Origin of the sequence: Acinetobacter sp. SFB (assembly GCF_001647545.1) — a bacterium.
Classification (GTDB): Bacteria; Pseudomonadota; Gammaproteobacteria; order Pseudomonadales; family Moraxellaceae; genus Acinetobacter.
In genome coordinates this window covers 1-12,835 of the sequence record NZ_LSZH01000005.1, presented here as the reverse complement: position 1 = coordinate 12,835, position 12,835 = coordinate 1, and the positions used below count along the sequence as shown (strand labels likewise).

Genomic DNA, 12,835 nt, shown 5'->3' with positions numbered 1-12,835 from the left:
TGCCGCTCGAATTAAAGATATGTTGAGAGATCCAGAGAAGCAAAAAAAGTTTTTACCTCATTTAAAAAATCTAGGATTTAATCCTAAAATAAATAATTCAAACTTAATTTAATGTCTTATTTGGCGTAATTATGGCAAAGCTAACAATTAGTAAAATGGCAAACCTTTATGGACTTTCTCGTGGTGCTTTATATGACAAGGTATCTAAAGGAATACTAACAGCTACACTCAATGAACAGGGTCAAAAAGTCATTGATATGGTTGATATGATAGTTCTATATGGGGAAGCTAAAACTAACAAAGCTGTTCAAGTTGAACAACAGCAGACAGTTCAAAATAGTTCAATTCAAACAGAATTAGACAGTATTGAATTATACAAAAAAATGTTAGAAATGTCTGAAAATGCCCGACTAAAAGCAGAACAAAGAGAAGATAGGCTTTTCAATGAAATTAGTAGCTTAAGAGAAGAATTAAAAGAATTTAAACTTGTTTTAGGCTATACACCCTACACACAAAAAGAAAGTACTGAACAACAACCGACAGTTCAAAACAATTCAATTGAACAGCAAAACCATACAGAATTGAACAGTAAAAATGACAGTTTAAACTGCGTCAAAACACCAAATAAACAGGGTGATATCCATATAAATAAAATAATAGAAGAAGAGCCTAAAAAAAGAGGATTCTGGAGCAGATTCTTCTTACCAAATGGCTAATTTTTTAGGTTAGAACAGTTCGCTATGCGTTCCTGCACGAACGAAAACAATCATATCGAACTTAGAAAGTGACTCAATACGATAAACTAATAGAAAATCTCCACCGACATGTAATTCACGGCAGTTTTTCCATTGGCTGCCATTTAAGGCATGATCAAGCCATTCAGCGCCTAAAGGTTCATCATTGGCGATTAAAAGCATCATAACTTCCTTCAGCTTTCCCATATCGTAACGACCACTACGAGAAAGCCTTTGCCAGTCTGCTAAAAACTCTTTGGTATAATCCGATGATCGAGGTAAAACCGCACGTTTAGATTTAGCTGCTTTTTTCGAGGTCATTAAACAAGTCTTCTACAGTTTCAAAACGGGCTTTTTTTGCTTGGATCATTTCATCTGCTTCATTCAGGGCTGAAACGGTCTTAGCATTCGGTACACGGACATCAAATGGTATTGCTTGTTCTGCCACTACACGAGTTAAAAAGATCCGTACAGCATCAGAAACAGACATACCCATTGATTTTAGAGCCTGCTGTGCTTGAAGCTTGGTATCATCATCAATTCGAACGTGTAGCATTGAGGTTTGAGAAGTCATGTCTTCACCTTAATGTTGTGTAACTCAATTGAGATACATAATAACATATTATCAATTTGATAAAACGCCTGTATTAAATTCTTATTTATAAATTTAGCTAATCAAAACCGTGGAACATTGATCATTTATTAATCGTGGAACATGAAAAATCATAAAAAAAACCCATTCGGACTAGAACGGGCTGTTAAGTCTGAACTATATCACTGAAATTAAAGAATAAAATATTAGCATTTCGTATAAGGGGTATTATGTTAATTTTAGCTATTCTTTAGATTCTAAAACACTTATATAGTGAATATAAAGAAGATATCTTATCTATTTTATTCAGAATCTGAATATAAATGACTAACGCATATACCACATACAGAACGACCTAACTTCGCACATTTCATACGTACAATAGATTCATTAGTCTCGCAGACAATATCTTTATGTCCAGATACCCATTTCATCTTTTCACAGACAGAAGAGTTTTGAGATGTACATGCAGTATCTGCGTTAGGAGGATTCAGCTTACCTTCGAAAAGGTGAAATTGGCCAGTTTCTGGATTTTCTTTCAAAGTAAAAGTAGTCTTTACCATTAGAGTTCTCACATTACATATTTACAAATTATGATAGATAAGCTTTGATTTAACAGGAACATATACTATTTAACCTCTCAGGTTATCTCTAGCCGTTCTGAAGGTTTTATCTCCACCACAAATTTCTAATAATGCTCTAATTCTAATAGCAGCTTCATTGTATGCATCAGAATGTGTATATCGATATCGATTTTTTAAGATTTTAGCCACCTCTTGTAAAAGAGCTTCTTCACCAAATTCTTTTAATGCCATTTGAAAATGGTATAACTCATGATGACCAGATAAAGCTATCTTCCGAGCATTTATAGAGGAAAAATCGAAAGATATAATGTTATCAATAATAGCTTGAAAGTTAGTAGACATAATTACTCCTAGTTCCTAATATAGGTAATATAACTTACTAACAAATATACTTATTTTCAAAGCCACTTTGAGCTGTTCCGGAGATTCCCTTTGTCAAAACCTAAAATTGACAACACACTTTACTATCATACAAAGTCCCTTCTAAATGGAATTTTGCCATTGGAATATGCAATTAGAGCATTTAAGCAAAATGATCCTGTCAATTATCAATATTTATCTGAAAAAAATGAAATTATTAAGAAAATTTGGCTAGATGCTGATTTTAATGAAGAAGAAATAAAATGGGAAAAGTTGTTAGATTTATCTTGGGATCTAATACAAGTAGGTGTTCCACTATATAGAATGCATGGAAGAATTCATTCAAATTTATCTTTTCTAAAGCTAATTGAAGAAACATCACATAAAGTGTATGACGAATGTAAGGATTTTCTTAAGGATAAATCTATACCATTAATAAAAAGATATAGAATCATAGACTTACTGCTTGGAAATGATATAGAAAAGCTGACATTAAAAGTTATAGAAAAGATGCCAAATCTTGAACAATATGAAAAACAAGATGATATTCCAATAGAAAAATTTGTATTTGGAAAGTTTAGAGAGGCTATAGTTCTTTATCCTGGAGCAAAGTTCATGCAACTTGATCCATATGAAGAAGTGGGAGTAAAAATCCCTGGTTATGCTTTATTCTTAGATATTAATATGAATGAAGATGACATTGAGAATTCAATTAATGAATTTAAATATCAATATGCTAAATATAGGGAGGCGAAAAAATACCCAAAATATGATCCTGTAGCCAACAAAATGCTATCTAATTTTCTACATAATGACTTAGTGGATAACAGTTTAAAGCAAGAAGTTACTCGTATAGATGGATTACTATCGGGATTACTTGGCCTCTACTGTTACGATAAATCTATTAAAAATAAAGAATTGTCAAAAGTTAATTATTTGCAAAATGCTATAGAAGATATAACCAAGTTGTATCCTAGATCCAATGAAGAGTCTATAAAAAAGTATTATAAAAACGTGAGAAATAAAATAAAAGAACAATGGGATATTTATAGTTATCCAGATTCCCCCTCCATTTAACATAATGGCGCTTACACGAAACGAGGACTCTAGGTCCTCATTTTTTAAGCTTCGTATAAGAGATTTTATGTTAAATAAAGAGTCATCTTTAAAGATGACTCTAAAATGATCATTTTTCCTCATCAGGATTTAATGGCATCTCAATTTGATTAGAATTTGGTTTAGTCTTAATCGATTTTCCAAAAATTCGGCCAAAATTGTTTCTGAAACCATCTATATCATCAGAAAGTTCCATTACTGTAATTAGTTTAGTAATGTGTTTCTCTAAATGAGGAAGGCCAATATCACCACTTAATAATTGATGATGTCGTTTGGATCTATTCCCATTTTCATTTTTAGGATTCTTTCTACGCATTTCTTCAAGTACACCTTCAGGAAGGTGACCATATACATATTCGTTAGTAAATTTACCTAGATATTTAGGGTGTTTGAAACTAAGTGCATCATATTCCCACCCATATAAGCGATAGATTTCTTCATAATATTTTCGAGGGAATCTTGCTTGCCATTTCAAAAATTCTTCAGAAATATACTTACTTAAAAGAGTTTGTAATTCATTAGCTTCTCGATCTAACTGATATCCAGTTGCTTCATCCACCAAAGCTGTAATACCAACTTTAGCTAATGCTCTAATAATTATATTAGCTTGGACTACTGTCTTTTTTTGACTCTCTACTATTACATTGGGATCATCAGAAGCTCGAAGATATACATCGCAAACTGCGGGTATCAATAAAGCACTATACCCCGCTTTTAATGCACCAGAATCACTATAATAATGAATAGGTTCAGCTAGTTTTTTAAGTTCATCATCAACATAGGGTAGTAAGTTTTTTGCTCCAATTATTGATGGCAAACTCTCATTTCTTTTTTCTCCTTTTCGAGGTCTGTCGAAAACATCAAATAATGCTGTTTGAGTAATAACCCTATCGCCATTACTTAATACGGCACAACTTACTGTTTTACCTCCTAAATTTAGCTCCCCTTTATGAGTGCATTCAAAAACAGTAGGAATTTTACTTCCTAGATTACTTTCATTAATATCGTTTTCCATTAGGTATCCTTGGTCATTAGTATGTTTTTAATAAAGTGACCTTGTCATTTATTTTTTTTATATTAGTGACCAAGTCACTTGTTGTCAATTTAAAAAGTGACCTTTTAAAAATAAAATTTAATGCCCTTCAATTTATAGGATATAAATATTACTAAATGAAAAAAGGGAGCTTAAGCTCCCTTTTAATCGTTATACATTGAATCCTATATGTTTTCCTGTTGGAAGTTCTACATCAATACGGAGCTTTCCGCCCATTGCTTCAACATACTTTTTCATGGTCGAAATCTTAAGATCATTACCACGATTTTCTATTGCTGAGAGTGATGGTTGCTTAATTCCAAGTGTTGCAGCGAGCTCTTTTTGAGAGATCTCTAATTCTTCACGAATAAGATGAAGCTGATTTTCTAGTAGTAATTCATCAGCCATTTTTTGAATACGTGCTTGGCTCTCTGGAGAGCGGCTAGCTAACAATTCTTGCAAAGTTTTAGCCATTAGATTGTTCTCCTAATGTTGAGAGATGAAGTTTATATTGTTGATCTGCAATCGCCAGCATCTCTGTATAGAATCGCTTTTTACCGCCTTTATCACCCATACACAGCACAATGGCTTGACGTAAGGGATCAAATGCAAAAAAAGCCCGGAGTGGTTTACCACGATGTTGAACACGAAGCTCTTTCATGTTGGTAAATTTAGAGTCATATACGGTATCTACTAAAGGGCGGCCTAAGCTCGGTCCCTGTTGTTGCAGAACAACTAAAGCAGCTAAGACCTTCTCTTGTGTCGATTCATCTTGCTGTTCAAGCCATTCATTAAATAGATCTGTCGTAATGACTGTCCACATACCACAACCAAAATATAGATTACAGTCTATATTTTAGAAGCATTATGCTTGTTTTGCAAATGAGAAATGATAGGCAATAAAAAACCCCGACATCCTGTCGGGGTTTTTCGTATTTGATGCTTAGATCTAACTCCTGTCGGATCTCACATTCCTTGTTCTGTACTTTGTTCTTTTTATTTGGAGCTTCCTGCTCTCTATGTCCCCATCATATGAAATTACAGCGAAGTGGTATAGCCGCAAAGGGCCGAGATTGATGTGAGCAAATGCGTACAAAGCCGGCTAAAAACTGTCCCCTTTTTATCCGCAGAAATTGGGGATATTTTCTGCCTTGGGAAGACCGGGAACATTGAGGAAAGTTTCAATTTGGTTAAAAAGTAATCAATTTTATTGGCAGAATATATCAAAACAGTTTAAAAAAAAGCCGACTTGTTTCCAGGCCGGTTTTTTGCTGTTTTTTAGGTCGATTAAAATTCCTTAACTATATGAAAAACAAAGGTTTTATAAAAGGCATTTCGTATAAGCGCCATTATGTTAAATGGAGGTTTGTTTTTGCCATTTTTGAAGCTCATTTATAAAGTTATGAAATACTTCCATAGGTTCTAATGGCGAATAATTTTCTAGTGCTAAATAGAATTCATCATCATATGAAATGAGTAAATTATTTAAATTTTTATCTTCTAAGTATTTTGAAATTAAAGTAATTTTTTGAAAAAAAGGATAAATATCCTCTTTTGACCGAATGGAAGTAATGTGACTAAGAACATACTTATTCAATAATGGATGGATTACATTATTTCTCGTATTTATATCAAGATCAGTGATATGTATCTTTTTAAAATACTCAATAATTTCTTGAAGATCCGCTAAAAAACATATTTCTAAAGCTAGCTCATCTGAAGGATTAATTTCTAAAGTATCTAAAGCCCATTTTTGAATGTCTTCTGGGGATTTCAAATATAATTCTAATTCGACTTTAAATTGAATTTTATTGGCGTCACTCATATTTTTTATTTAATTTCTCTAAAATTAACATAATACACGTTATACGAAGTCAAAAAATGGGGCCTAAAGCTCCATTTTTTAATAACTTTTTTTAAATTGCTAAGCGTAAATTCAGTGCTTTTACGACTTTAATTACAGTATCAAAACTAGGGTTCACATCACCAGAAAGTGCTTTGTAAAGACTTTCTCGACCTAGACCTGTATCTCGTGATAATTGGGCCATTCCTTTAGCTTTAGCAATGTTACCTAAAGCTTTAGCAATGAATGCGGCATCACCATTAGATTCTTCGATACATGCTTGTAAATAAGCCTGCATGTCTTCTTCTGTTTTAAGATGCTCAGCACTGTCCCATTTGCGAAGTTTAATAGCCATTTATAGCTCCTCCTCTAAATCTTGTGCCAATTGCAGGGCAAGTTTTATATCTTTACTTTGCGTAGACTTATCTCCGCCTGCTAAAAGAATAACAACCCTTTGCCCTTGTTTGCAGTAATAAATCCTATAGCCAGGTCCAAAGAACAAACGTAATTCGGAGACACCTTCACCCACGGGTTCAGTATCTCCAAAGTTCCCATCTTCAACCCGATCAATTCGGACTTGTATGCGTCTTTTTGCCTGTTGGTCTTTTAACTTGGTAAACCAATCATCAAAGACTTCTGTGGTATATATTGAGTACATAAGTAAAATGTATCCCATGGGATACATTTATGCAAGACATAAACTTGGTTTTTGGGGCCTGAGACACTGAATTTCGTATAACAGCCATTATGTTAAATGGCACTAAGCATATTAATTTTGTCTATATTTACGATTATCAAATATGTTCATAAATATTAATGTAAAAAATACAATGAGGGCATATTGCAAACTAAAAGCAATAGCAGAAATATAAGGATGTGCGAAACTGTTTAAGTAGGTAAGAGTATCGCCTTTGCGCCATTCTTTATATGGTGGGAGAGGCTCATCATTAATAATAAACCAAGTCAGGTTCATCAGGCCTAAAGTAAAACAGAAAAATACAATGCCAAGCCAGCCATTGATAGACTGCTGGTTCTTATTTAGTGTTGAATAATGCTGACGTATTTGTCTTACATATTTGGCTGGTAGTGGGTGCCTTAAGTAATTAATAACAATAAGCCCAATCAAGAAAAAACTACATATTGCAAAATAGTCATTTAGAAACTTATGTTGGCTTGAAATCGAAGAGTCAATTGTGGTCGGAAATAAGCCCTGAAATAAGAAATCAAAGCTAACTATGACTAATGCGATTGCAGTAGGTACAAGATAAAAATAATAAAATGGTGCTGTAACATCTAAATAATATAAAAAAGCTGATTTTTTTTTCATGGTTTTTGGTGATTTCGTTTAAGTTTTCCTAAAATTAACATAATACACCTTATGCGAAATTCTGATGTTAGACCCCTCTTAAAATAGCTATATCCCTTTCGGGATATAGCTTTCAATAATAAAAAAACGGCTAAATAGCCGTTTTTTTATTTATGCGGATTTCTCTAAATTACTTTTAAAATCCCTAATCGTTTTTAAATTTGTGCGTTTTGGCATGTTGTAGCACTCATAATATTTAGGCATTTCTAAGGTTCCGTAAGAGCCGTTATACATGACTACCGCAGTACAAATCGGCAACTTAATAAATTCGGCAGGCTCAATAATGGATTCCAATTTAATGGACTTTGTTGTACCCAGGTTTTGCGATTTATTAGAAGATGAACCGCTTGCCCGACTCGATGAATTAGTACCCCTCGTTTGGCTTGTTCCTGCTGTTTCAGAAATGTAGGTTGTTTCAGTTTGACCGACCAACCGACTGCATTCTTCAGCCGACGCAATATCGTCGATTCTAAAAACAATTTTTAAATTGCTCGAACCCATGAACATTTTGTCGCTATTTGCGCCATACAAGCGATTTAAGCCCTCTAAACTCTGAAGATAGAGAAAGGTAGGCATGTTTGCAGAACGTATCGTATTGAGCAAATCAGTGAATTTTGGAATGGGTGCACAATTAATGATTTCATCTAAGGCAATAAACACCGCATCACGATTTTGATTTGCTTGTAAAATACGCATGGTATGCGCCACCATCGCCCCGAATAGCGTAGCCGTTGAACTCTTATACTGTTGGTCAAACTGTAAAAATACAGCTTGTCTTGGCTGCATTAAAACGTCTTTCAAATAGAAACCTTGGGCATTGTCTGATGTCGTTACTCGAATACGGTCATCATCGAGAAAATCAAAAGCTTTTGAAACAGCCGTCATGACAGAGGCAAGCAAACGATCATTTTGAGCAGTCCGAGAAATTTCTTTGGCAATATTTGAAACGCTGGATTTTTCAGACTGTCTTAATGCCTTTAACAGCTCATCATTACTATCCATGCTGTTAATATAATTTTGGGCATTCACCAGTGATGCCTGATCCCCCAGTTGGATCAGAATCGCTTTCAGAATGCGCCTTGCCAGGTCATTAAAAACCACCGATTCGGCGGTATCATCTTTAATGATAATGCTCAAAATCTCATTGAGTTCTGCTGAATCCTTCACTTCTGAAAAAATATTGTAGTGGTCACTCTCCACATCGGTCGGATTAAAAACCCAATCCTTATACCCAAAAATTTTAAATACGTTGTTTGCCTTCAGAATTGCCCAGATTTCCGGCTTTACGTCTGTTGCAACGAAGCTGCGCCCCGATTTCATCCACTCCACGATCTGAGAAATTAAAAACGTTGTTTTGCCCGAACCCGGTGCACCCAAAACAATGCCCCGATCTTCATTGGTGACCCTGAGACTTTCACGATGAAACGACCAATTGAGATGTTTTTGTTGCATGTCCTTCATTTGCTTCTTTGCTAAAGTCTTGTCTGTAAAAGCAATGAGTGGCGTTTTATTGTTAAACCCTCTGTGCATTTCAGTTAATAAGGTGCCATATCCTTGCGCAGACTCTTTTTTTATGCGTTCTGCACGAGGTTTTGACTTGCCATTTGCAAAGTACAAAAAGGCATAAAGACCAGCCATCACCAGCCACGACACGAAATAATTATTATTTGAAACAAAAACGTAATTACTTGAAAGCAAGTTTGTGATGTAGCTCAACAGATAGGTCTGGGCTAGAACTGCCAAACCAAAAAGCACAACATTATATAAAAACTCATGCCATGGATCATGCGCTTTAAAAAGTGACTTTAAGCTCACAAAAATCATGAGAAAAAGCGCAATAATGACTAAAACTAAAAGGGTATTGGCATAGCCAACCGAAAGCGGTTTAAGGTGCAAAGTTCTGATTAAAAACGTGTAATAAGCTATAAAAAAATCGTGCACCACTTAAATATCCCCTTTTCGCTGTTGTTTACCCTCACAGGTATCTAAAAATTGAGGTTCAGAAACAGGACTTTTGAGCCACGAACAACGAACCGTATAATAAAAAGAGGCTTCAGCGCTTCTAAATTTAATTAAATTTTGAGTGGGTTTAAGTTCCGCTTTATCATTCCAAATCAATAATTTGCAATTTATACAACGACCACACAACGGCAATTTTGATCTTATTTCGGATGCAATACCCATCTAGTTTTTACTCCATGAACCCAGATACACAGACGTAATATTGATCCGGCTATGTCCCAATTCTTCACTAATTAACATACGGATTTCTTTATCCTTTTCCCTTTCATGTTCAGACAATAGGCGAGAGCCACCTACCGCAGGGCAATCAAAGCCCATTAATTCCCGGTATCTGGTTTGAGCGTAGCCATGCCTTAAACCATGGGTTTGTCCCACCCCGAGCGCATGAGTAACCGCTTCAAAATTGGCTTTGTGGGATTTATAGCTTTTTTCTTTTGGAATCATGGAACCGCCATTTTTAACGGCTTGAGCGTAGGCATTTTGGAGTTGTTGACGTTGTTTTTCGTTGGTGATGGGAATAGTGCGAGGTCTTCCGCCTTTGGTCCAACTGTCTTTTAAGCGGATATATTGAGCATTTTCAATTTTTTGACCATCTAAGGCATATTCAGGTTGGAATTTCATGCTTTCTTCACGTCTCAGCCCGAAAGCGTCTTGTAAACGTAAGCTTTGCGCTATGTTGGCATCGGTTTTTGACAAATCTAGCTCTTTTAGCGATATAGATTTATTTTCATTGGTGACATAGACACGATTTTCTATTTTATAGGTTGCATTGTCTTTGACAGCAGCGCTATTGCCGACTTTTTCAGCCCACCACCTTACAGCCACCATTCGATTTTTTATCGTTCCTGTGGACACGCCATCCTTACGCCATTGCTCAAGCAATTTATTCACATGCCGCCCTTTTAAATCTTTGGGCGACATGGTTTTAACGTCATAGCCATTCTTGGCAAATTGTTCAGTGAACAATTTAAGCATAGACCGCCTATTTGCTTGCGTTGCGTGTGAACCCTCACGGAACTTATTGCAGAGCTGATCGAACTGATATTCTAAGGTCATGTGCACTCTTTTGAGATGCTTGATTGATGAGTACAGCACAGCTTTATGCTGTGCTACGGAATCAATGAAGCATCATTTTTTTAATTTAAAACGGTTTGAGATCCAGTGTACTGGTTAGTGTTAAGAGCCGAATTAACGTTTTATCAAAGGCAATTATAGAAATTGGTTCGATAAAAAATGCTCAAAAAATGGGTATAAAAATTCGAGAATCTTTAAGTCCAAATGTGTGAATACTTATAAAAATAAACCGTTTCTGCATATAGGATGAGAGCGATTAAAAGTATTTGATCTCCGCTATTTAGTTTGGGTTTAAGCTGAAAAACGTAAATGAAAGCCAGCAAAGAAAAGTTATGAAAAAACAAAAAAGTCCGATCATCATAGAGTGAAAATTAGCTGTATCACGTGGCAATAATTTCCAAAAATGTTTTGTATTGTAAGCAATATAAGGCTTTCCTCAGTCGTCACTACTTATAGGTAGTGACGACTGAGGGGCAATGGCAGCTCTTTTCCAGAGTCAAAAAGGGAGTCGCCACCCGTTCGGGATGGCTCGGCTACTGCCGAAAAGATTTAGATGGGAGCTTGTGATCAGAAGGAATACGTTTTGAGATTTTGATTTTTCCAAGTCGCTCACACTCCGTTCGCTTTGTGCTTTTTTGTTTGATTCAAACAGGTTTAAACCGAGCGAGTGTCTACGAGCGACCTGAGAAAATTTGCCTCTCCCTTTCCCTGATTACAGGCTCCCTTTTGCATATCACAGAAATAACAGAGCATCCCGAATGGGTGCGAACTGAGAATAAGGATTTCAAGACGAGCGTAGCGAGCATAAAAAACTCATGAGCGAAGCGAATTCCGAGTCGCTTTTGCTTTTTATTAAAGTTACCCCGGGATTAACTAAAAATTGCCCCTCGAATCGAGCGAAAGCGAGATTCAATAGAGTTTGAGCGAAGCGAAAACCACGGGCAATTTTTCTTTGCTTGTGTTTTTAATTGTTTTTAAAGCTTTTAAATGCTTTTAGACAGGCTGAAAGCCTTTATACATAAGGGTCTTAGACCTTATAAAGATAGGTTTAAGGGGTCATAAAGATAGGTTTAAGGGGTCATAAAGATAGGTTTAAGGGGTCATAAAGATAGGTTTAAGGGGTATTTGAATAGGTTGTATATTGACTATTTTAAATAGTCAGTCTATACCCTAGTTAAATTAATTTAAAAGCCGTATAAATGAGTAGTAATAAATTAGTTGTTAAAGATAATGCTCTAATAGATGCTTCTTTTAATCTCTCATTAATAGAACAGCGTCTTATGCTTTTAGCTATTGTTGAGGCTAGAGAAGTCCCTGACTTAAGCCCCAACACAGCAATAGAAATTGCGGTGAGTGACTATGTTCATCAATTTAAAGTTGAAAGTAACAATATTTACAGCCTAATCAGAGATGCTGCCAGGACATTAAAAAGACGAGAATTCAGCTATTTAGATAGATACAAAGGAAAAGAAGCATATACAACTGCAAACTGGGTCAATAAAGTCACTTATGTGGATTCAAGTGGCTTAATTGTTTTATATCTAAGCAATGAAGTTATAAGTTTAATCAGCAGATTAAGTGAACAGTTTACAAAATATCATTTGGAACAAGTTTCTGATTTTAAAAGTAAATATAGTCTAAGGTTATATGAATTATTAATAAAATGGTTAAATGCGGGAAGAACTGATAAATATAATATCGATGATATTAGAGCTAAATTAGGCGTAGGAGTGAATGAATACGCCACTATGTCTAATTTTAAAACTAATGTAATTGAGAAAGCCATTGCAGATATAAATAAAAATACTGATATAACAGTTAGCTATGATCAATTTAAAAAGGGTCGGGTTATTACTGACTTTCAATTTAAGCTCAAACAGAAACCCAAGGCGACTAACTCCTTAAATGAACAAAAATCAGAGCAACAAAACTTTTATAAAATGAGCGACTCTCAAATCAACTTGTTTGGAAATCAATTAGCAGAACTTCATGATTTAAGTCATTTGGCAGTAGGTAATGAAAACTATGAAGCCCTTGCCGCTCGAATTAAAGATATGTTGAGAGATCCAGAGAAGCAAAAAAAGTTTTTACCTCATTTAAAAAATCTAGGA

At 35.1% G+C, this 12,835-nt stretch carries 16 protein-coding genes; 3 read left to right on the top strand and 13 right to left on the bottom strand.

Annotated elements, in window-relative coordinates:
- Positions 1 to 131 precede the first annotated feature (131 nt).
- A complete protein-coding gene (locus AY606_RS04345) occupies positions 132 to 716 on the top strand; it encodes a plasmid replication DNA-binding protein (protein ID WP_067865306.1) in 585 nt (194 codons plus the stop codon).
- A gap of 9 nt (positions 717 to 725) precedes the next feature.
- Here AY606_RS04345 and AY606_RS04340 read toward each other — a convergent pair whose 3' ends face one another.
- The 3 genes from AY606_RS04340 to AY606_RS04325 all read right to left on the bottom strand — a co-directional run bounded on the left by AY606_RS04340 (position 726) and on the right by AY606_RS04325 (position 2,252).
- Entirely contained in the window at positions 726 to 1,055 is a 330-nt protein-coding gene (locus AY606_RS04340) for a type II toxin-antitoxin system YafQ family toxin (RefSeq protein ID WP_067865303.1), read from the bottom strand.
- On the bottom strand, positions 1,033 to 1,308 hold the full coding sequence (locus AY606_RS04335) for a type II toxin-antitoxin system RelB/DinJ family antitoxin (protein ID WP_067865300.1): 276 nt from the start codon (positions 1,306 to 1,308) through the stop codon (positions 1,033 to 1,035). The genes AY606_RS04340 and AY606_RS04335 overlap by 23 nt, the downstream gene beginning before the upstream one ends.
- A gap of 650 nt (positions 1,309 to 1,958) precedes the next feature.
- Positions 1,959 to 2,252, bottom strand: a complete 294-nt coding sequence (locus tag AY606_RS04325; protein WP_067865295.1) for a hypothetical protein — start codon at positions 2,250 to 2,252, stop codon at positions 1,959 to 1,961.
- Between the two features lie 90 nt (positions 2,253 to 2,342).
- Between AY606_RS04325 and AY606_RS04320 the strand changes: the two genes are divergently transcribed.
- Positions 2,343 to 3,347: a hypothetical protein gene (locus AY606_RS04320; protein WP_155858121.1), complete on the top strand. Its 1,005-nt coding sequence runs from the start codon at positions 2,343 to 2,345 to the stop codon at positions 3,345 to 3,347.
- A gap of 109 nt (positions 3,348 to 3,456) precedes the next feature.
- Here the strand turns inward: AY606_RS04320 and AY606_RS04315 are convergent, their stop codons facing one another.
- The 10 genes from AY606_RS04315 to AY606_RS04270 all read right to left on the bottom strand — a co-directional run bounded on the left by AY606_RS04315 (position 3,457) and on the right by AY606_RS04270 (position 10,706).
- A complete protein-coding gene (locus tag AY606_RS04315) occupies positions 3,457 to 4,401 on the bottom strand; it encodes a P63C domain-containing protein (RefSeq protein ID WP_067865290.1) in 945 nt (314 codons plus the stop codon).
- 189 nt (positions 4,402 to 4,590) lie between these two features.
- Positions 4,591 to 4,893 carry a helix-turn-helix domain-containing protein gene (locus tag AY606_RS04310; protein ID WP_067865288.1) on the bottom strand — a complete coding sequence of 101 codons (303 nt, stop codon included), beginning with the start codon at positions 4,891 to 4,893 and terminating at the stop codon, positions 4,591 to 4,593.
- Entirely contained in the window at positions 4,886 to 5,242 is a 357-nt protein-coding gene (locus AY606_RS04305; RefSeq protein ID WP_067865286.1) for a type II toxin-antitoxin system RelE/ParE family toxin, read from the bottom strand. The genes AY606_RS04310 and AY606_RS04305 overlap by 8 nt, the downstream gene beginning before the upstream one ends.
- A gap of 531 nt (positions 5,243 to 5,773) precedes the next feature.
- Entirely contained in the window at positions 5,774 to 6,244 is a 471-nt protein-coding gene (locus tag AY606_RS04300; protein ID WP_067865284.1) for a hypothetical protein, read from the bottom strand.
- Between the two features lie 91 nt (positions 6,245 to 6,335).
- A complete protein-coding gene (locus tag AY606_RS04295; protein WP_067865280.1) occupies positions 6,336 to 6,617 on the bottom strand; it encodes an addiction module antidote protein in 282 nt (93 codons plus the stop codon).
- Complete coding sequence (locus AY606_RS04290; RefSeq protein ID WP_067865277.1) at positions 6,618 to 6,920, bottom strand: type II toxin-antitoxin system RelE/ParE family toxin; 303 nt, start codon at positions 6,918 to 6,920, stop codon at positions 6,618 to 6,620.
- A gap of 111 nt (positions 6,921 to 7,031) precedes the next feature.
- Positions 7,032 to 7,589 (bottom strand): hypothetical protein, encoded by a 558-nt coding sequence (locus AY606_RS04285; RefSeq protein WP_067865274.1) that lies wholly within the window; start codon positions 7,587 to 7,589, stop codon positions 7,032 to 7,034.
- A gap of 150 nt (positions 7,590 to 7,739) precedes the next feature.
- The gene (locus tag AY606_RS04280; protein ID WP_067865270.1) at positions 7,740 to 9,572 is read right to left on the bottom strand and encodes a type IV secretory system conjugative DNA transfer family protein; all 1,833 of its coding nucleotides are present in this window, start codon (positions 9,570 to 9,572) and stop codon (positions 7,740 to 7,742) included.
- Positions 9,573 to 9,812, bottom strand: a complete 240-nt coding sequence (locus AY606_RS04275) for a hypothetical protein (protein ID WP_067865267.1) — start codon at positions 9,810 to 9,812, stop codon at positions 9,573 to 9,575. It lies immediately after the preceding gene.
- Positions 9,813 to 10,706, bottom strand: coding sequence for a phage integrase N-terminal domain-containing protein (locus AY606_RS04270; RefSeq protein WP_067865264.1), 894 nt, complete (start codon positions 10,704 to 10,706; stop codon positions 9,813 to 9,815). It lies immediately after the preceding gene.
- A 1,217-nt stretch (positions 10,707 to 11,923) separates the two neighbouring features.
- Here AY606_RS04270 and repM point away from each other — a divergent pair.
- Positions 11,924 to 12,835: replication initiation protein RepM (repM, locus tag AY606_RS04265; protein ID WP_067865261.1), on the top strand; the 912-nt coding region annotated here is incomplete at its 3' end.